The 20,341-nt window shown below is 41.4% G+C and carries 17 protein-coding genes and 1 pseudogene; 8 read left to right on the top strand and 10 right to left on the bottom strand.

From position 1 onward, the window contains the following. The first annotated feature begins 666 nt into the window (after positions 1 to 666). Together CDC33_RS00695 and CDC33_RS00685 are read left to right on the top strand one after the other, a co-directional pair. Positions 667 to 1,941 carry a type IV pilus twitching motility protein PilT gene (locus CDC33_RS00695; RefSeq protein WP_109006848.1) on the top strand — a complete coding sequence of 425 codons (1,275 nt, stop codon included), beginning with the start codon at positions 667 to 669 and terminating at the stop codon, positions 1,939 to 1,941. Positions 1,942 to 2,190: 249 nt separating this feature from the next. Further along, a complete protein-coding gene (locus CDC33_RS00685) occupies positions 2,191 to 2,958 on the top strand; it encodes a circadian clock KaiB family protein (protein ID WP_109006847.1) in 768 nt (255 codons plus the stop codon). Positions 2,959 to 3,547: 589 nt separating this feature from the next. Here the strand turns inward: CDC33_RS00685 and CDC33_RS00680 are convergent. The 4 genes from CDC33_RS00680 to CDC33_RS00665 all read right to left on the bottom strand — a co-directional run bounded on the left by CDC33_RS00680 (position 3,548) and on the right by CDC33_RS00665 (position 10,881). Continuing rightward, positions 3,548 to 4,462: a M23 family metallopeptidase gene (locus tag CDC33_RS00680; protein WP_109006846.1), complete on the bottom strand. Its 915-nt coding sequence runs from the start codon at positions 4,460 to 4,462 to the stop codon at positions 3,548 to 3,550. A 428-nt stretch (positions 4,463 to 4,890) separates the two neighbouring features. Next, complete coding sequence (locus tag CDC33_RS00675) at positions 4,891 to 5,328, bottom strand: DUF6918 family protein (RefSeq protein ID WP_109006845.1); 438 nt, start codon at positions 5,326 to 5,328, stop codon at positions 4,891 to 4,893. A gap of 190 nt (positions 5,329 to 5,518) precedes the next feature. Beyond that, positions 5,519 to 8,851, bottom strand: coding sequence for an efflux RND transporter permease subunit (locus tag CDC33_RS00670; RefSeq protein ID WP_109006844.1), 3,333 nt, complete (start codon positions 8,849 to 8,851; stop codon positions 5,519 to 5,521). A 359-nt stretch (positions 8,852 to 9,210) separates the two neighbouring features. Further along, on the bottom strand, positions 9,211 to 10,881 hold the full coding sequence (locus CDC33_RS00665; protein ID WP_439956578.1) for a mechanosensitive ion channel family protein: 1,671 nt from the start codon (positions 10,879 to 10,881) through the stop codon (positions 9,211 to 9,213). Between the two features lie 386 nt (positions 10,882 to 11,267). Here CDC33_RS00665 and ahcY point away from each other — a divergent pair, with 386 nt between their 5' ends. From ahcY to CDC33_RS00635, 6 genes and pseudogenes are all read left to right on the top strand, one after another. Then, positions 11,268 to 12,545: an adenosylhomocysteinase gene (gene ahcY, locus CDC33_RS00660; RefSeq protein WP_109006843.1), complete on the top strand. Its 1,278-nt coding sequence runs from the start codon at positions 11,268 to 11,270 to the stop codon at positions 12,543 to 12,545. Positions 12,546 to 12,711: 166 nt separating this feature from the next. Then, positions 12,712 to 13,131, top strand: a pseudogene (locus tag CDC33_RS00655) (XisH family protein). Further along, positions 13,119 to 13,451, top strand: a complete 333-nt coding sequence (locus CDC33_RS00650; RefSeq protein ID WP_109006842.1) for a XisI protein — start codon at positions 13,119 to 13,121, stop codon at positions 13,449 to 13,451. The pseudogene CDC33_RS00655 and the gene CDC33_RS00650 overlap by 13 nt, the downstream one beginning before the upstream one ends. A gap of 25 nt (positions 13,452 to 13,476) precedes the next feature. Then, positions 13,477 to 13,839 (top strand): hypothetical protein, encoded by a 363-nt coding sequence (locus CDC33_RS00645; protein WP_109006841.1) that lies wholly within the window; start codon positions 13,477 to 13,479, stop codon positions 13,837 to 13,839. A gap of 227 nt (positions 13,840 to 14,066) precedes the next feature. After that, positions 14,067 to 14,306 (top strand): type II toxin-antitoxin system Phd/YefM family antitoxin, encoded by a 240-nt coding sequence (locus CDC33_RS00640; RefSeq protein ID WP_109006840.1) that lies wholly within the window; start codon positions 14,067 to 14,069, stop codon positions 14,304 to 14,306. Continuing rightward, positions 14,303 to 14,689 (top strand): type II toxin-antitoxin system VapC family toxin, encoded by a 387-nt coding sequence (locus CDC33_RS00635; RefSeq protein ID WP_109006839.1) that lies wholly within the window; start codon positions 14,303 to 14,305, stop codon positions 14,687 to 14,689. The genes CDC33_RS00640 and CDC33_RS00635 overlap by 4 nt, the downstream gene beginning before the upstream one ends. A gap of 175 nt (positions 14,690 to 14,864) precedes the next feature. Here CDC33_RS00635 and CDC33_RS00630 read toward each other — a convergent pair whose 3' ends face one another. The 6 genes from CDC33_RS00630 to CDC33_RS00610 all read right to left on the bottom strand — a co-directional run bounded on the left by CDC33_RS00630 (position 14,865) and on the right by CDC33_RS00610 (position 19,659). Then, the gene (locus CDC33_RS00630; RefSeq protein WP_109006838.1) at positions 14,865 to 16,133 is read right to left on the bottom strand and encodes a bifunctional sterol desaturase/short chain dehydrogenase; all 1,269 of its coding nucleotides are present in this window, start codon (positions 16,131 to 16,133) and stop codon (positions 14,865 to 14,867) included. Positions 16,134 to 16,325: 192 nt separating this feature from the next. After that, positions 16,326 to 16,460, bottom strand: coding sequence for a hypothetical protein (locus CDC33_RS41080; protein ID WP_280524385.1), 135 nt, complete (start codon positions 16,458 to 16,460; stop codon positions 16,326 to 16,328). 78 nt (positions 16,461 to 16,538) lie between these two features. Beyond that, positions 16,539 to 16,979 carry a hypothetical protein gene (locus CDC33_RS00625; protein WP_109006837.1) on the bottom strand — a complete coding sequence of 147 codons (441 nt, stop codon included), beginning with the start codon at positions 16,977 to 16,979 and terminating at the stop codon, positions 16,539 to 16,541. 297 nt (positions 16,980 to 17,276) lie between these two features. Further along, a complete protein-coding gene (locus CDC33_RS00620) occupies positions 17,277 to 18,134 on the bottom strand; it encodes a DUF72 domain-containing protein (RefSeq protein ID WP_109012386.1) in 858 nt (285 codons plus the stop codon). 158 nt (positions 18,135 to 18,292) lie between these two features. Further along, a complete protein-coding gene (locus CDC33_RS00615) occupies positions 18,293 to 18,991 on the bottom strand; it encodes a pentapeptide repeat-containing protein (RefSeq protein WP_109006836.1) in 699 nt (232 codons plus the stop codon). 173 nt (positions 18,992 to 19,164) lie between these two features. Beyond that, positions 19,165 to 19,659 (bottom strand): hypothetical protein, encoded by a 495-nt coding sequence (locus CDC33_RS00610; protein ID WP_109006835.1) that lies wholly within the window; start codon positions 19,657 to 19,659, stop codon positions 19,165 to 19,167. Between the last annotated feature and the right edge of the window lie 682 nt (positions 19,660 to 20,341).

The following is a 20,341-nucleotide window of genomic DNA, read 5'->3' as shown; positions in this document are numbered from 1 at the left end:
ATTTTGTTTCTCAGTGAAATTCAGTATATAAAAACTAATAGAGAAAATGAGCATTTATTTACTAAAGTTTACAGTTAATTTTTTGTAATTATGAATAAAAAGTCAGCGCTTATATCTATGTCAAACAACTTGTTTTGTGCATCTGCCTTCAGATATATAAGCTAAAAGGTATGAGCTTTTAACCTTGATCCCCAATATATTAATCCTATTCTACTTAACATTTCTTATAAAAATTAGTATTGGTTCTCATAATTCATAGATGGGCTGAATAAATGATCTGCTAGTGTTTGTGCTGTTAATTGCTGGCAATTCGTGTCCATGCGTGGGATAAATTTCTCATCTAAAAAGCTCAGAATATTTATATTTTGCTATAAGTATTATTAATTACTAAAATATCTATGTATTTTTTCTGAAGAAGTTTGAGTCCTTCCGTGTGTTAAACCAGGGTGGATAGGTTAAATAATTTATTTAAGTAATCTGACTAGTGGAATTTCAATAAAAAAAAGATACAAATTGAGGTGGATGAAATGGATTGAACATAGTTCTAAAATTTCAATCCATTTCATCACCACTAGAGCTTGCACGCAAGCACTCTCCAAAAGTCATCGAAGTAAGTGACTTGACTTCTCGTTAATTCAACTTTTTAACTGCCAAATGTGAAGATATATGACACAATCACAGTCTCCATCAAATTCTAACTCTGCTGTTGGACGTAACCTGCCACCAATGCCGCCGCCCCCACCGCCAACCTCTAGTACCCAGAGGCAGATGACACAAACATTGGATATGTCAGATAGGAGTAGCAACGCGCCTGTTGCAGGTCATCGTCCGGTTAGTCCACCGCCAATACCTAGTTCAGTTGCCCCTAAAAACAGCAGTTCACAACTGACTTTAGCGAAGTTAATCAGAGAAGCTTTCGATCAGGGATATTCTGACATTCACTTGGGTGTAGGTGAAGTACCGCGCTTCCGCAGCCGAGGAGAAATTCAACCAACGGATTATCCAGAAACAGATAAAGAAGCTTTTATGAGTTGGTTACGGGAGGTGATGAGTGAAGGGGAAATTCAGCGCTTTGAAGAACACTTAGAATTTGACGGAGCAACTCAATATGACTTTGCTCGCGTGCGGATTAATGTTTTTGGCTCCCTTAAAGGGCCTGCAATGGTGTTGCGGTTGATTCCGCTAAAAATCTTGACTATGGAACAGTTGAGATTACCTCCAGTTTTTCGGGATATTTGCCATCATCACAAAGGTTTAATTTTAGTGACTGGGCCCACTGGTTCTGGTAAGTCCACCACAATGGCGGCGATGGTTGACTACATCAATAAGGAGATGTCCAAGCATATCATCACCATTGAAGACCCAATAGAATTTATCCATCAAAGCCGCAAGTCTTTAGTCAAACAACGGGAAGTGGGAATGCATACCCGGAAATTTGACAACGCTTTGAAAGCAGCTTTGCGGGAAGATCCAGATTTGATTCTGGTGGGGGAAATGCGGGATAAGGAAACAGTCAACACCGCTCTAAAAGCCGCTCAGACTGGTCACTTAGTTATGGGAACCCTACACACCAATAGCGCTGTCAAAACCATTGAACGGATTCTCAATCTCTACTCTGGTGATGAACAAGATGCAATGCGGGTGGCAATATCTGAGTCTTTAGTGGCAGTAATTGCCCAAGGTTTGTGCCGTACAACTGACGGGAAGCGGGCTGCTTTCCACGATGTGCTGATCAATACTGAGGCTATCAAAGAATGGATCAAAGATGGTAAGTATGATGAAATTGGCGAGTTGATGAAACAAGCTGGCTTTGACGGCATGATTACGATGAATCAATCATTGCTCAATCTCTACCAAGACGGTCGCATCACTGAAGAGACTGCTTTAGAAATGTCACCAACTCCTAACGAAATGGCACAGTTTCTCAGAGGTCGAGTTTAAGATTGGGGATTGGGCATTGGGCATTGGGCATTGGGCATTGGGCATGGAGAAGAGACTTCTTCAATATTCCCCCTTATCCCCCTTGTCCCCCTCATCCCCCTCATCCCCCTCATCCCCCTCATCCCCCTCATCTCCCTCATCTCCCTAATCCCCACTCCCCACTCCCAAATATCTTTGTCATCCTGGTTGCGGTTATAGCTAAGGTAAAAGGTAAAAGAGAGAATTTTTACTTTTAGCTTCCTAACCTCTGTGAATAATTTAACGACAAACAAACTATCTACACCCCAGTTGTTTAAAGGTATTGCCCTATTCACACCTGGAGGAGATTTAATTTACTGCATCGACCCTAGCAAACAAGGTAGATGGCATTTGCATTTGTGTTCGGCTTTGCAAGAAATCCTAGATTTACCAGAGCCACCGCACTTTTTAGTGCCTTGTTATACTGCAACTATTGACCACTGGTTAGATCCACGTACTCAACAAGTGCGTACTTTTGCTGAAGCTTATCCGGCTGTCATTAGACATCAAGCTTTGCTTAATGCCATTTTTGCGACAGGGGAGTTAGTATGGCAAGCAGCTCCTTGGCAGGAGGGATTGTGCGATCGCATGGTATTAACAACTTATCGTTCCTCATTCCCGCAGCTTTGGGAGGATCACGACTTAATTGTTCGTTTAGACCTTTCTGAACCTGTGCCAAAATACCATCAACCTGTAATAGTACAAAAAAAGGAAGCCATTACACAAGGCTATGTTCTGCGATTGTTTGTTGCCGGACATAGCAGTACAACCGAACGTATTCTGCAAAATTTACACGAATTGTTGGAGCGATCGCTGGGACATCCTTATACTTTGAAAGTGATTGATGTTTTAACTCATCCAGAACAAGCAGAACTCAATCAGGTTTCTGCAACTCCTACCCTTGTCAAAGTTTGGCCGCACCCAATTCGGCGAATCGTTGGAGAGTTGGATCATGTAGAAAAGATTTTACAGATGTTAGCTGCTAAGGAAAAATTTTAAGTTTTATAACGCATTGAGATTAAAAGTGAAACGCAGAGGTTTGATAAGTGGCAATTGTTTTCGCTAGAAATGAAAGAAAGTCTGTACTAGGCTCATGGACAATGAACTGCTTTGCAATCAGACTAGTTTTTTTGTCCAGTGCGCGAATGGGTAGGTGTTGGTGAAGAGGTGACTACAAAAATGGCTGAATTGTCGTGTATGCAAGGACTTAACGGCTATAGTATCTTTAACCCATCCGCGCACCTTATGTGGACTGGTTTTCAGCTATTTTCGTTTAGCAGAATTGTCACTCCTCATGTTATGATTTTGCTATTCGCGCTATTGAACCTTGAAAACTAAATAAGACAGGCCTTTCAAACGCCAGCTATTGCAATCAACTAAAATCCCTATTAGGGATTGAAACAATTTTTACTTCGCCTGATAAGTCTTTCTCAATTCCCAATTCAGATTGCAATCAACTAAAATCCCTATTAGGGATTGAAACAATTTTTACTTGCTGGTGACGGCGAATTCTCCCATAGATTGCAATCAACTAAAATCCCTATTAGCGATTGAAACGCACTGCCTACCATATCCTCTATTAATTACATTATGGCGATTTTGTTAAATTATAAAACCTATCAGAACGCATCTGAGTACCATTTCGCCAAACTTCCACTTTTTCAGGGCTGACTAAATAATAAAAACTACCATTATCCGCTCGATATTTGCCTTTGCCAATATTTAAAGCTGCGATTTTTATAGGCTTGTTTGGGTCTTGTTTCAACTGCCCAATATAAAATAACTGACCATTTTCTTCACAGACTTTTACACGAATACTTGCAGTCTCACCCTCAATGATGGTAACTCCATTGCATTTAGTATCAGTGCTAACAGGTGCAAAACCTATTGAAATTGGCTGTGAAGGTGAAACTTGTTTTGCTAGTGGGGGTGTTGAGACTGGGTGGTTTTGGTTATCCACTTGCTGAACTTTAGAAGCAGAACCAACAGTTGCAGTTAAAGATGTTAACAAACGAAGGGGGTCAACAGCTATTCGACCATTGGGATGAACTTCAAAGTGCAGATGAGGCGCTGTACTGTTGCCTGTAGATCCCATCTCAGCAATAATTTGACCTTGAATGACCTGTTGATCCTTGCTCACCAACAAACGGCGATTGTGACCATAAACAGTGATACTGCCGTCAAGATGTTTAATAGTTATAGCATTGCCTAATCCCCAATTATCCCAACCTGCTTTGATGACTGTACCAGATGCAGCAGCAACAATAGGAGTTCCAGATACCCCTGCAATATCAATTCCTTCATGTTGATATTTGCGGAAGCCTTGAGAAATAAACCCTTGAGTCGGCCAGATTAAGTTAGAAGCAGGGATGGAAGTTTGCCCAATTGGGGAATCATCCGCCAACTGTGTTAGGGCAGATGTAGGTGTACTTAATACGGCAGTTAAAGATATTAACCCAATTAGTCCATAAGTGCGGTATCGATAAACGGTAACTTTTTTCATAAATTGAAAGTTTATTCAAACAATAATTCAGATAGTTTCTGATTATTTGCTCTTTCAAGCTGACTCGGTAAGTATCAGGAAATTTAGTAGATATATATATAACTCAAGACCCTGGACAAAAACCTTAGTCCTACAAGTGTAATCTTTTCCCCGTATGCCAGCCACCGACGCATCGAACGGTGGCATACGTTTATCGAAATAGAATTCACGAGTCAGGAGTCAAAATGGGCTAAACGCCCCGCTATCGCTAACAGCAGGAATTTTGACCAAAAAACCGGATAGCGCAACGCGAAGGAGTCTACGAGCGTCTGAATAAGTGGGTTTAAGCTCCCCACTAAATCTACGGTTTAGTGGTCTTTAATTAGTCGCAGGTCTGAATCCCCCATTAATTGATTCTGAATTTTTCAATGTGATTCTTCCCTTCTGGCTCAGGACTTAGTGTAGTTATCGATTACTTTGGCTAAGTCTGGCACTGCTTCTTCTACGTGCTTTTTGGCTGAACCGCGAAATTTTTCATAGGTTCCTCGCACGATTTGGCGCTTGGCATTCTTAACTCTAGCATCGGTGACACCGAGTAGTGCGTCTGCCGTCTGAGAGCGATTCGCATTCAGGTATTCAATTGGATTGCCTTTTTGTACGCCTTCACTCCAGATGGGATCAAGTGCTGTGAAGCACTGCGGCAGGATCTGCTCAACGACGTAGGGGATATACCCTGGTTTGATTCCCTTCAGGGCGGCGAAGGCGGTTTTTAAAGCGATGCCGCTCATGCCTGACTTGGATGCAAGCTGTCCTTCTATCATGTTGCAACAGTCATTTATAACCATAGCCTTTTTGGTTGGGTTCAAAAGTCCCTCACTAAGTCCCATTTCACTTTTCCTTATCTAAGTACTTAATTTCTATTCGACTAATTTTTTTAGCAAGCAGGAAATTACAGAAAATGGTATCAGAGTTAAAGGATGTTATGGACATCACATTTTCACTTCTTAAGTCTTTGCTGATAATGGGTGCTTCTCATTCTTGGGTTCGCGCTCTTGTAGAGAGAAGAAACGGCAAAAGTTAGGTTATCCCATCCTGCTGAGACCTGAGCTGTGTCTCTGGCTGACTTGAGCCAGCAGGCAAAACTCTATGTTCAGATCCTGAAGTTCCATTTGGAGAATCTGGAGGTTTTGAGCCACCCGATCGCTTCTGAGAAAATACAGCCTGAGCCAAGCTCTTAACTAAGATATAAAGAATTGGTACTAAGAACAAACTCAAGAATGTTGAAAGCATCAGCCCCCCAAAGAGCGCTGTTCCTAAAGACCAACGGCTACTGGCTCCAGCCCCTTGAGAGATCACCAAGGGCAAAAATCCTAACAGCGCGGCAAAGGAAGTCATTAAGATCGGTCGCAGACGTTCTTGCCCGGCTTTCACCGCCGCCCGTGTGTAGCTCATGCCTTGCTCATGCAGCTGATTGGCAAATTCCACAACCAAAATCGCGTTTTTGGCAGCTAGACCAATCAAAGTCACCAAACCCACCTGGCAATAGATATCATCTACCACTTTCGGGAAAAGGCTAGTTGCCATGAAAATATTAGAACGTAGCCAAATTGCCGTCATTGCTCCCAAGACTGCTAAGGGAACTGTCAGCAAAATAATGATTGGGTCAATATAGCTTTCATACTGAGCCGATAGCACCAGAAAGACAATAACGATCGCTAAGGCAAAAATCAAGCCTGTAGCTCCCCCAGATGTCTTTTCTTGGAGATAAGTCCCTGTCCACTCGTAACCAAATCCTTGAGGTAACATTTCTGCTGCTAGCTGTTCCATCGCTTTAATCGCCTGTCCAGAACTAGCACCAGGAGCCGGAGCGCCCTGGACTTTGATTGACCTGTACAAGTTATAGTGGGCGATGGTTTTTGGCCCCACAAAGGGAGTAACTTTCACCAGATTGCTCAACGGAATCATTGCCCCGCTTGCAGATCGAACATACAGCTTGCCAATATCATCTGGATTAGAACGGAAAACCCCATCTGCTTGGACATATACTCGATACTGTCGCTGTCCTTGGACAAAGTTATTCACATATTGCGACCCCAAGTAAGTTTGCAATGCCCCAAAGATGTCGTTAATCTCGACATTGAGAGCTTTGGCTTGGTTGCGGTTTACCTGAATGTCAAATTGGGGAGTGTCTGCGGTGAACTGAGTGAAGACTCGTTGGAGAGCAGGGTTTTTATTTGCGGCTGCAATGAATTTGTGAGCAGTATCAACCAAGGTTTCAATCGGCGCACTTCCGGTTTTGTCTTGAATGATAAACTCAAAACCACCTGTAGTACTTAATCCTCTAACCGGAGGAGCATTCACAGCGATCGCTCTGGCTTCTGTAATTGTAGAGAGCTTTTTGTTTAGCCTCTGAAGTATGCCGTAAACAGATTGAGATTCATTAGCTCTCTCTTTCCAGGGTTTCAGGTTAGCAAAGGCAATGCCTAAATTAGAAGCATTACCATCGAAACCAAAGCCACTGATCATAAAACTAGCTCTAACTTCGGGGGCCGATGTTACTTCTTTAACCACCTTGTTCATCACAGATTCAGTGTACTGCAAAGAAACCCCGTCAGGCCCCTGGACAATTACAAAGAAGTAACCCTGGTCTTCCTCTGGGATAAATCCGGTAGGCACTGCTCTGTACATCAAAACCGTTGCTAATAAACCAGTAATGAAAACCCCAATTACAATTGGCTTGACATGGGTAAGGTAGCTAACAAACCCAACATATCGGCGCGTGAACCAGGAAAATCCCCGATTAAATTGTGTAAAGAACCAACCTAAAGGCCCCCGTGGAGTCTGAGCCGGGCGCATGAGGATGGCTGCCATACTCGGAGAGAAGGTTAAGGCGTTGAAGGTCGAAATGGCAATGGAGCAAGCAACGGTTAAGGCAAATTGTTTGTAGACAATCCCAGTAGTACCCGGAATGAATGCTACGGGAATGAATACCGCCATGAGTACAAGTGAAGTGGCAATGATTGCCCCAGTTAACTCTTTCATGGCTTCGACAGCGGCCTCAAAGGGTCTCATGCCCTGCTCTAGTTTGACTGCAACTGCCTCGACCACAATAATGGCATCATCCACGACGATACCGATCGCTAGAACAAAACCAAATAAGGTCAGTGTATTAATCTGAAATCCTAAAACCAACAGAGCCGCACATGTCCCAATCAGGGAAACCGGGATTGCCACAGTGGGAATAATCGTGGTACGCCAATCTTGCAAAAAGACAAAAATTACCAAGACCACCAGGATAATCGCCTCAACCAGAGTGTGCAGAACTTCTTCTAAAGAAATTTCTACAAACGGAGTGGTATCAAATGCCAACTGTGCTTTTAATCCAGGAGGAAAACTCTTCTCTAGTATTTTGATCTGCTCTTCAACGGCATGGGCAACATCCAAAGCATTACTACCTGGAAGTTGATATATCCCCAAACCCACGGCTGCTTTGGGAGCATTTCCTGGGATAGTGAATTTGGCATCAGCGAGATAGTTCTCTGCTCCCAGTTCAACTCGACCAACATCTCTAACCTTAACTAGGGTGCTATTAATGGTGTTATTAGTGATGCTGCTATCAGTGGTGCTATTAATGCCACCTTGATTAACCTTCAGCACCATATCCTCAAATTCAGCCGCATCTTTAAATCGGCTAGTTGCTCGTAAAGCAAATTCAAAACTTTGATTATCTGGCGCTGGTTCCTTACCAATCGCCCCTGCACCTACCTGAATATTTTGTTGTTGCAGGGCAGTTGTCACATCTTGAGGAGTTAGTTGATGTTGGGCAAGCTTGTTGGGATCAAGCCAAAGACGCATGGCATATTTGCGTTCCCCAAAAACCCTAGCACTTCCTACACCAGGAAGCCGTTTAATCTGATCGAAAATATATAGATCAACATAGTTGCTGATAAAAATGTTGTCATACTCATTATTTTCTGAGTAAAATCCATAGACGAGCAGCAGACTGCTCGATGCTGTTTCAACGGTGACACCTGTTCGTTGAACAGTATCTGGCAATTGCGGTGAAGCGAGTGCTTGTTTATTTTGAACGTTTACTTGAGCAATATCGCTATTGACATTAGTTGGGAAGGAGACAGTTATATTGCTGGAACCATCATTACCCGTATTAGAAGATATATAAGATACATCTTTAACACCATTAATTTGTCGCTCAATAATGTTGGTGACAGTATTTTCTGTAGTTTGAGCATCCGCACCAATATTGTTGGAGTTAACGGTGATTTGCACTGGGGCGAGGTCTGGTAGCTGAGAAATGGGAAGGATCGGAATACAGATGCTTCCCAGCAGCAAAATAATGAACGTGCAGACCGTCGTCAGGACTGGACGTCTGATGAAGGTATTGACAAACATAAATTAGGGAATTCAAGACTCGTTAGTGAGGTAGTAGCTTTTTATTAATATAAGGATTATTAAGGCTTAGTATAGGCGATCGCACAAAATTGGGGATTGGGAATTTTTAAGAAGCCAAGGAGAGCAAGGGAGTGGAGTTCAAAGACTCATTAATGGAGCCAAAAGACTCATTAATGGAGCTAAAAGACTCATTCACGGAGTTCAAAGGCTCATTCTATTCTCTCGTTCCCATGCACAGCATGGGAATGGCTGATTAGAGGCTCTTTTTCTAGTCAGACATTTGTAATCTTGTAGGGTGGATCACGGCAAGCCAGAACCCACCCTACATTTATAAGTGCCAGATTAACAAATCCAAATTTCTAATTAGCTTTGCCATTGCCATTACTCTGAAAATTTAACAATTGCTCATCATTGACCCAAATTGCTTGCTGAGGAACAGAAATGGAAATTCCAGCTTCGTCTAGGGCAACTTTCAGGCGGCGGCGAAACTCCCGTGCTACATCCCATTGTTTTAGGGGCTGTGTTTTAATCCATACACGAATAATTAAACCGCGATCGCCAAATTGATCTATCCCCAAAACTTGCGGTGTTTCCAGAATTTGACGCTCCCATTGCGGTTCTTTATCCATGTCAAAACCAATACTTTCAATTAATTTCAAAGCCTTTTCAATATCGGCTTGGTAGGCGATGGGGATCGTTAAATCGGCTCGTGACCAACGGCTAGAAAGATTGGCAACAACTTTAATTTCACTATTGGGAATTGTGATCAAACGCCCTTCGGAATCACGCACTTGGGTCATCCGCAGATTTAGATTTTCTACTAGACCTCCCACGTCTCCCACAGTAATCACATCGCCTAAAGCGTACTGGTCTTCTAAAATAATCAGGAAGCCATTAATCGCGTCTTTAATTAAGTTCTGCGAAGCTAGAGACACTGCAACACCAACTAAACTCGCACCAGCTAGCAAGGGAACGATATCTATCCCCAATGATACTAGGGCTAGCAAAAAGCCTACTCCTACGCAGATACCAGTAGCGATGCTTTTAGTCACGCCGGAAAATGTAGAAACTCGCAGTTGCAGCCGTTCAGAACTTTCTGGAGTCAATAAAGCACCACTGCTGATCAGAGTGGTGGTGAAACGGTCAATGAGGGCATAGATGAGACGGATTGCTACGTAAGTTCCCAAGAACACAACACCTAATCGCAAAGGAAATTGGGCAGCTGTGAGAATGCCTACCTGAAATGGTCGTGTGTAGGGAAATAGACCCAAGATAAAGAAACTTCCACCTCCCCAAATTCCGGCTTGAGTTAGCTGAAACAATCGTCTTTTGACTTCTTGGATATGTCGATGTTCCTGTTGATTCAGTTGGGTTGCAATTGGTTGGGCTGCTGCTGTTGGTAGGGGCCCTCTGGGGGGTTGGGAGGCAAGGGGGTGTACTGCATCGTTTTTGGAACGCCTTTGCCAGCTATATACCCCCCAACTCATCACAATCATTGTCAGTCCAATGCCCGCAGCAATTTTGCCTTGGTCGATTAAAAATTGAGTTTGTCTTTCTTGCTTTGCTTGTTGCAAGTCTTCTTGCAACGATTCTTTGATTTGATTTGCCGATGTCCATATATCTACCTCTCGGAGTCCAGCATCCTCAGAAGTAATGGTCATCAGGTATTGACCGTTGACATAAATTACTGGTAATCCGTTGGCTTCACGAACTTCTACCTTGACTGCTGTTTTTGCTGGTGACTGGAAGTAATTTTGGGCAATTTTCTCCAACTTCTTTTGGATATCTTCTGAACGCTCAGGAAAGTTGCTTCTTGATGCCGCTATCTGAAATAACCGACGACCATCTAAATAAATCCAGCCTGTAACAAGTCTATTATTTGCATCATTACTCACACTGCTGGGAGATGGTAGCAGCTGAGGTAACGAAGGAATTTGGGCTGTGGCTTTTGGCACAGATACAACAGCTATAGCCATTGAACTAGCGATGCCTACGGCGGGCAAAGCCAACGCCAAAAATTGAAAGCGCACTCAAACACCTCCTTGAGTAAAATCTATTTATCATTACTTTAACTATCCTGCGTAATTACTTTGGGTAGATGTACCTATCTAAAGTTGAGGTTTTGCTTTGAGACGATGAAATTTTGATGTTTTTTTTGTGTGTATTATATCTATAGACAGATGACGATATACTTAAAATCGGCATTTACAGAGTTAGAAGGTCTTACTTTTTCCAAAGATAAAACAAAAAGGAAGAACCTGGGGATAAAGTTGACATTCCGCCGATCAAACGTCAAGCTAGTTTTGAGGACTATTGACTAATGATTTGCATATAAGCAAAAATCAGCAGTCGTAGAATAACCTAGTAGAGTGCGTAAAATTTACGTAGCTTTTTTTATTTTTTGAGGTAACTTTTGATGACCGCAACTTCTCCCCGATTAAAGCACGAGGTTAAAGACCTCGGCCTAGCTGCCTTGGGTAGACAGCGTATTGAATGGGCTGGACGCGAAATGCCAGTTTTGCGGCAAATCCGCGATCGCTTTGCTATCGAGAAACCTTTCGCTGGTTTACGCCTTGTAGCTTGCGCCCACATTACAACAGAAACAGCACATTTGGCGATCGCTCTGAAAGCCGGTGGTGCAGATGCGCTTTTAATTGCTAGCAATCCTTTATCAACGCAAGATGACGTAGCCGCTAGCCTCGTCGTCGATCATGAAATTCCCGTCTTTGCTCAAAAAGGCGAAGATAACGCAACTTATAACCGCCACGTTCAAATAGCTTTAGATCATCGCCCCAACATTATTGTTGATGACGGTAGCGATGTGGTTGCAACTTTGGTACAAGAACGCCAACACCAAATTGCTGATTTGATTGGTAGCACCGAAGAAACCACCACCGGGATCGTGCGCTTACGCGCCATGTTTAGAGAAGGCGTTCTCACCTTCCCCGCAGTCAACGTCAACGACGCTGACACCAAGCACTTCTTTGATAATCGCTATGGTACTGGGCAATCAACCCTAGATGGCATTATCCGCGCCACAAATATTTTGTTGGCTGGTAAAAACATTGTCGTCGTCGGTTATGGCTGGTGTGGTAAAGGTACAGCCCTCCGCGCCCGTGGGATGGGTGCTAACGTCATCGTCACCGAAATCGACCCCATCAAGGCAATTGAAGCCGTAATGGATGGCTTCCGCGTCCTCCCAATGGCAGAAGCTGCACCCCAAGGTGATATATTTATCACTGTGACAGGTAACAAGCACGTCGTTCGTGGTGAACACTTCGATGTCATGAAAGACGGTGCGATCGTTTGTAACTCCGGTCACTTTGACTTGGAACTTGATTTGAAATACTTGGCTGCACAAGCTAAGGAAATCAAAGAAGTTCGTCCTTTCACCGAAGAGTACAAATTGAAAAATGGTAAATCAGTTGTCGTTCTCGGACAAGGACGCTTGATTAACCTAGCTGCGGCTGAAGGACACCCCAGCGCAGTAATGGATATGAGTTTTGCGAACCAAGCTTTGGCTTGTGAATTTCTGGTGAAGAATAAAGGTAAATTGCAACCTGGTTTGCACTCAATTCCTGTTGAAGTTGATCAAGAAATTGCTCGGTTGAAGTTGCAGGCTATTGGTATCACAATTGATAGCTTAACTGCCGATCAAATTGAGTACATCAACTCTTGGACAAGTGGAACTTGATACATTGATTAGTTGATTTTTTTGGGGATAGGCTTTTGGGCTTATCCCTTTTTTTGTGTTTCGCGCATACTGCAAACAGAACCCGCAGGGTAGATACAGAGAGCGCAAAGTGCAACAGCTTACTTAAAAAATCAGGTAAGATATGACTTAGATTATTATTTTCTATATGTCAGCAAAAGATATTTTTCATAATACTGTGAAAGTAGCCTTAGAAAAAGATGGCTGGAAAATTACACATGATCCCTTGTTTTTTAAACTCTCGGAACAAATTAGAATTAAAATAGACTTAGGAGCGCAAAAGTTAATTTCGGCTGAAAAAGATGAGCAAAAAATAGCAGTAGAGGTAAAAAGTTTTATTGGGGTGTCAGCAATCTCAGAGTTCCATACAGCTATAGGTCAATTTTTGAACTAGAGGGTAGCATTAGAACAAAAGGAATCTGAGCGAGTATTATATTTAGCAATATCTAAAGACATCTATCAAGAGTTTTTTATAGATTCTTTTATTCAAAGTGTATTAGAACGGTATGAAATCAAATTATTCGTTTTTCATGTTCAGAAACAGGAAATAGTATTATGGAAAAATTAGATTATCGGGAATTAGTGAAAAAAATCATCTATAAATATGCAAATGAGCAACCCCAGGAAGATTTAGAAAATACCGAAATTGTCTTTGATACAGAACGCGATCGCTATTTATTAGTATATGTGGGATGGCATGATGAAGAAAGAGTGTATGGATGCCCAATTCATATTAGTATCAAGGATGATAAAATTTGGATTCAACGCGATTTTACTGAAGAAGGAATAGCTGATCAATTAGTAGAATTAGGTGTGCCGACAACAGATATTGTTTTAGGTTTTAGATCACCTTATGTTCGCCAGTTTACTGGTTTTGCATCTGTTTAGATTAATTAACTTAACAAAAAACTTTATGTCTGATTTTAACGATTACATACGTATAACTTTAGAAAGAACAAACTTGCCTGATGGGTTAATTGGTGATTTTGGACAGTTGATAGCTTGTGGAGAATCTTATGAGTATATTTTACAATCATTTAACAGAACATACTATCCTGTTTCAGAGGAAGACCTTGCTGTAGTAAAACGATTAGCCTGGCATTTTAATTATCCTCTATTTAAGCTTTTTGAGGCAGTAGGAATTGATTGTGATACTGCTTATAAGATTTGTGAGCTAAAATGTCAGGGCGGCAGCTTAAAGCTACTATGGCAATACTTTGATAAAACAGTTTTTACAGAATATGCTATAAAGGTATTAAATTATATGTTTAAATAATTGATAAGAAGATTGCGTGTTTATTTTGATAAAAATTAATAGATGTTTTTAGTAGATTTCCAATAATTTCTTAATCTTTAGTATAGCGGATCATTTATGATTTATCCTTCGTTAACGGTATTTTATGAGTCTAATCATTAAAAGCTGCTGCTAAATTTGGAATAGTCATTGTCATAACTTCAAACTGTTAACTTGATATACTATAAATATTCCTACAGACACATATCATGTTAACCGTAACACTTGATGAAATCCAACGAAATCTAACTAGCTATCTTCGCCAAGTAGCAGCAGGAGAAAGTATTATTATCACGCAATCAGGTAAACCTATTGCAGAAATTAAACCAGTTTCACCCACTTCTCAACAAATTAGACCTTATGGGTTATGTGCTGGGGAGTTCATTGTTCCTGATGATTTTGATAGTCCATTACCTGAAGAGATTTTGAATAGTTTTGAGGGTAAATGAAACTATTATTAGATACCCATATTTTTTTATGGTTTATTAGTGGCGATCAGAAATTACCAATTCATTTACAAAATAGCATTCGTGATTTAAATAACGACGTATATTTAAGTTGCGTTTCAGTTTGGGAAGCAACTATTAAATATCAATTACGTAAATTACCATTACCAGAATCACCTGAAATCTACCTTATCAAACAGCGTCAGCAGCATTTAATCAGTAGTCTTAACCTAGATGAAGGAAGTGTTGCTCAACTCTTGAATTTACCATTATTACATCGCGATCCTTTTGATAGAATGCTGATTTGTCAAGCTTTACAACATAATTTAACAATTGTAACTGTAGACCAAGCAATTCGTTCTTACTTGATCAGTATTTTATGTTAGGGCAATAATTGCTCAAAATCTAGTACAAAATAGCTTTACCAGTTTAAAAGTGCATAATCATAGGCTTTTTTCAATATTAAATAATCAGCACTCACTCGGAGCGATCGCCTGTGACAAACTACGCCTACGCAAGGGCAATTCATAAACTGCCCCTACGTGAAAATGAGGGTTTCGGCTATTGTTTGCGTAACTCCTGTTCACTTTTCGCTGTGCGGCTGAAGACTCGATAGTATAGCGACGCACTGGTTTCTTTTAAGGGAAATAGCAGATAGGTGAGAGGATTTATTGCCACAATAATATTTCGGAAGTCTCGTCGAGCGAAAAACAAGATAGCACGAGCAACTTGCTGTGCAGACATCACTCCATAAGGATTCAGTTGACTCTTAAATGGGCCAAGAATTAGCTTGCGAATTACACAATCCCCGTCCAAACGCTTCAGGGTAACAATATCTCCTAACGCTCTTTTGCTGAGTTCATAAAGCGGACTCAGTGCTGGAGAAACCTCAGCCTCAGAAGTATTCACCCAGATTTCCTTGGTTGCTTTTGCTTGTGGGCCTGTTACAGTTGTCAAAAATATATCCATCAACCGCAATGCTGAAAAGGTATTCACCTCGTATGAGGTATTGATAGCCTCCGATGTGCGGCTGGCGTAGACATTGATTCCGTGGTTGATAATTAAAATATCTACTTTCTCTAAACTATCTCTTAAATTGGCTTCATTACCCAACTGCCAAGGAACCACCTTCACCCCAACTTGCTCTACTAGTTTTTCTGGATTAGTGGTTAATGCCACGACTTTAGCATTATTCTTTACAAGTTCAGCCGCTAATGCTTGTCCCAACGCTCCTGATGCTCCGGTTAAAGCGATGGTTTTACCTTTAAGAGACAGTCCTGTACCAAGAATTTTATCCACTAGGGGAAAAACACCACTGTAGTAAGCGTTGACATCATCAAAATGATGCCGCCAATGGTAAGTCCGATTCACCCACCAAATGGATGGTATTGTCTCTAAAGGGCCGGGTAGGTGGTTGTAGTCTGTATCAATTTTTCCCTGGAAATATCGTACAGACGCGCCATACAAGAAGGTGCAACCATAAGCTACTCCCAGCCATAACCCCTTATGCTGGACAATTAAGGCAATGACTACCAATACCACTAGCAGTAGACTCGACTCTAAAATGTCGTGATAGAGTTGGGATTCTTGGTAAACTTTCAGGGAAACTATTGATAAATCACGGCGATAAGCCATGTGGTGCTTGTTGTGCCATTTAGCAAGCCAATTGACTTGGTGACACAAAGCATGGTAACTGTCTCTCAAGACCTCAGCGAGTAAAAGTGAAAAAAGTCCCCAACTAACAAACTGCAAGCTGGCATTTAGCCAAACCCAATTAATTTGTAATCTTGTGTCAATTCCAATCAAGTTTTCAGCTAGCATTTTTATCATATTTGTCTATACTCGTTTTTCTTAATCATTCTTCATGATCGGATAAAGGTGCGTTAAGGTCGAGTCTAGAGCAAATAAAAATTAAAGGGAATAGGGAATGGGGAGTACGGGAATGGGAGAAAGCAATATTTAATGCCCCCCGATCGCTCATACATACTACCAACCGTATGAATTTAGCTACAATATCCCAGTTTAATAGAGCGAAAACCAAGGCTGAACAACTGCAATTGAGATAGCGATCGCAGCAGCATAAAACTTAATTGCCAACGTGTGGGCGAATAACTTCGGCTCGTGCTGCTTCTGGCACAAATGGACAATCCATAGCATATTTTAACTTAGTTAGGTACAGAAGTTAATTCTTAAAACCAGAATAAAGCTTGTTTTAAGGGCTAACTCCTACCTTATTCAAATAGCTCTTTGCCGCACATGTTCCCCATTCAGCCCTTGCTTAATCCAACTCAAACATTCATATTCGGATTGGAATAATTTTGGAGCTGCAATATTATTCAATAACTCTGGTGGATAATGGTCATAAAAATATTTGTCACCTTCTTGGGAAATAATTATCAAATTGTTTCGGGAAATGTAGCGAGATTTAAAATTATCTTTCCGGCTAACAAACTCTGAATTTTTATCAATATGTTCTTTAGCAATATCAATGATATTACTAACGTTACTTCCATAGATTCCTGCTGGATTTTCTGCTTTATGAAATTGGCTTGTGTGCCCAACCTCTGATAGCAATTTATACGAATAAATTTCGTAATTATCAAGTTTCCCAAACACAAATGGAATGATGAGATATCCTTTGTAAGAGACTGAATTTTCATAAAGAAGACGACTCATTTCAACCTCCTTTGGTGTAACTGTCTCAAAAAATTCGCTTAAATCACATTTACATCAAAATTCAATGCTTTTCTGTTAAATATACTTATGTATCACCTAAAGCCTCATTGCCATTTAACCAAGAGGGCTATTACACCTTTTGTCAAGCAAAAAGGAATATCAAGCTTTAACAAGAAAGTATCGTAACACTAATTATCGCTCTTTTTTTATTACTAAACATGAAATATTTTGTAAAAGTTAAAAAATTAGAAATCTCATTCTGTGGGCTTAGTTACCCTACTCCTTACGTCCTGCTTTTCAAGACCATAAACTGAGTTGATTAGGGGGATGCTCAAGGTTATTCCAAGGTAGGGGTGGAACTGGTGTGTGACTCTGTTCCAATAGCTGTTGGAAGTGACGGGCTGTGCTAGGCGATCGCGCTTCTATTGGACAATGAACAAAGAAATAAATTCGCACTCCCATTTGCAACCATTGCTGAATCTGCCTCACCCACTCTTCCATAAACGGCTGATTCACTGATAAATTTGGATGAGAAATAAATCGAATTAGAGTAAAAGGTGCTGTCACACTCAATTGCAACGGTAATTTAGGTTTACGCCGTTCCGATTGCAACTGAGGGTCATCATCTCCAGTGTAAATGGGGCGCGAGTCTAACAATACCCGTCCCACACCGAGCCTTTTTAAAAGTGTCGTCAAATTACTTGCATGGGGTTCTCTGAACCAGTCGGGATGCCGAACTTCTAACGCTAGGGGTGTTTCTGTACGTGGCCAAGCTTCCAGAAAGTTGGTCAAATCGTCAAGCAATGTAGGTGCATAACTGGGTGGTAACTGGGCAAATATCGGGCCAAGACGCTTACCTAAAGGACGCATCCCTTCCAGAAATTTTAATGCAGCCGGAATATAAGGTTTCAGCAATCCTTGATGGGTAATATCTCGCGGTAGTTTCAGACAGAATTCAAAACCTGCTGGTGTTTCGGCAGCCCAACGGGTTACAGTTTCTTGGTTAGGCACGGCATAAAAGGTGGTGTTACCTTCTACAGTGGTGAAGCGACGACTGTAGAGATGCAGAAAATCGGCAGTACGAGTGCCTTGGGGATAGAGTTCGTCCGCCCAACCTTTATATGCCCAAACAGCACAACCAATAAAAAAGTTCACAGTGCCTAAAAGCCTTGAGGTATCATATTCAATTTTACAGGCAGGTTGTAGGGATCTGGAATACAGATCACTTGTAAGGGCACAGCAACGCTGTGCCACTATCATCTGTTGCATCCAAACAATAACTGCTTGATTGCTTTTTCGTAGCGCAGCCTCAGCTATTGATAAATTGAACCATCAGGCATAATTGCCCCTGCTAAGTTAGTACCAACTAGTTTAACTAAAAGGCGCTCACCAGAACGAATCCGCGCTCCTGTTAAGTCGGCCCCTCGCAAGTCAGCCCCACTGAGATCCGCTCCAATCAGATTAGCGGCGCGTAAATTCGCCTCTCTAAGATCCGCTAAAAGTAGGTTTGCCCGAAATAAATTTGCTTCAGATAAATTCGCCCCTCTGAGGTTGACTTTGTGCATAAAAGTATCGCTGAGATTAGCACCGCTCAAATTGGCATAACTCAGATTTCTGCCAGATAAGTCTTTATTGCTCAAATTTGCCCGACTGTAGTCTTTACCACTCAAGTCTGAGTTTTGCTTTGGTGGTTTGTGGGTTGTTTGAGATGGTTTTTCTTGTTGAGGTGGCGGTGAGTATGGTTTCTGGGTTGTTTGAGATCGTTTTTCCTGTTGAGGTGGTGGTGAGTGATGTGTGGTTTGATGTTTGGTTTTTAGAGAGCGCAACTTTTCACGAGCTTCATTTATGGCTTTCAGCTTGTCTTGTGCTTTCTGCTGTAAACGGAGATTGTCTTTAGGAATGCGATCGGGATGCCAAACAAAGACTAAATCTTTGTAAGCCTGGTTCACTTCTTCAAGTGTTGCCCCAGGCTCTAATTCCAAAACTCTATAGTAGTGCTCCAGATCGCTCATACGATATTTTGGTGGACAATCAACTTAATTATGAGTGATGGAGCCATTTATTCGCTGCATCATTATGTCATTAGTCATTAGTCATTAGTCATTAGGCATAGGGCATTAGTTTCTCCCGCTCCCTCATCTTCCCCTGCCTCCCCTGCTCCCCCTGCTCCTCTTTTGCCACTTCCTCATCTCCCCATCTCCCCATTTCTCCATCGAGCGATCGCTCTCAAATATGCTGCAACTGGAATTTGATAAATTTCAATCACAATCCAAACAATAATTGATAAATGTGATAAGAAAGTTAATATCGTCCAAATATATGGTGTCCAAGTAATGGGTTCCTTAAGATTAGCAGGGAAATAGTAAGCTACTATGCCAATTAAAGAAGTGGGAAGAATTACAAAAATTGCTGCTGCTAGTCCATAACCCCAACCTAATTCCACGCCTTCCAACTGGCCTTCTGTCCAACTAAACCCATTCCAACGCCAAATTAAGGGTGGTTGTCTAGAAGGCATCTTGATTTGCTCTAGTTCTAAGTTGACTGTAAAAATCTCTTGGCAAAAGTCACAAGCCATAGCTTCCATCATTGGCATGTGAGAAATCTTACCTATCCGACAGACTGGGCAGGGGTAAACTCCATAATAGTCGAAAGATTGGGCTAAGATTTTGGAACTGGGCATAATCAAACTGAATGATCCTAAAAAGTTGATCTGGTCAATGAGGACTTAGGTAAGAAAAATGTATGGCGATCGTCAATTGTCTGTAATAAGCTTTCGCAAGTTGAGGTGACAAGTCAGGAGAATTATATATTTTAACTTCTCAATCCTGGCTTTTTAAACTTCTCAGAGACGGAAGTCACCCTTTAGAGTTCTCTCTGATGACCTTGATTTTGCTGTATTCTCTTCTTTTAGAGAATCGCCAGATTCTGAATTTTTAGATTTTTTACCATTGATTTTTGATCATCTACACTACCCATTAGTCATGACACAACAATAATTTGTAAACTTATTAACTAGAGTGATATCTAATAACAAGCAGCTTTCTTTATCTACGCAAACAAGCAACTAGCACTTCACTTCACTACACAATCAGAACAGGGCGTGATTTTGAATTTTGCCAAGCGTTACTAGTCTTTACTCCCACATTTGTACTGAGTCTATCGCTTTTTTTATAGTTTGTGGGGGGTCTTGACACCGCCTAGTGTTCCTGTTAATGTTACTTTAAATAGGCATATTTATTAAGTTTTCTAGCAAAAGCCCCACAAATGCTTCACACAAATTCCTACTTTTATTTTTGGTTTAGGGTGGTTCACAGGGAGTGAATTGAGTTTCCTAACGGAAACCCCCCGGTGAACCGCAGAGC

It is taken from the genome of Nostoc commune NIES-4072 (assembly GCF_003113895.1).
Classification (GTDB): Bacteria; Cyanobacteriota; Cyanobacteriia; order Cyanobacteriales; family Nostocaceae; genus Nostoc; species Nostoc commune.
The sequence above is the reverse complement of the archived record's forward strand: the minus strand, read 5'-3'. Positions and strand labels throughout refer to the sequence as shown.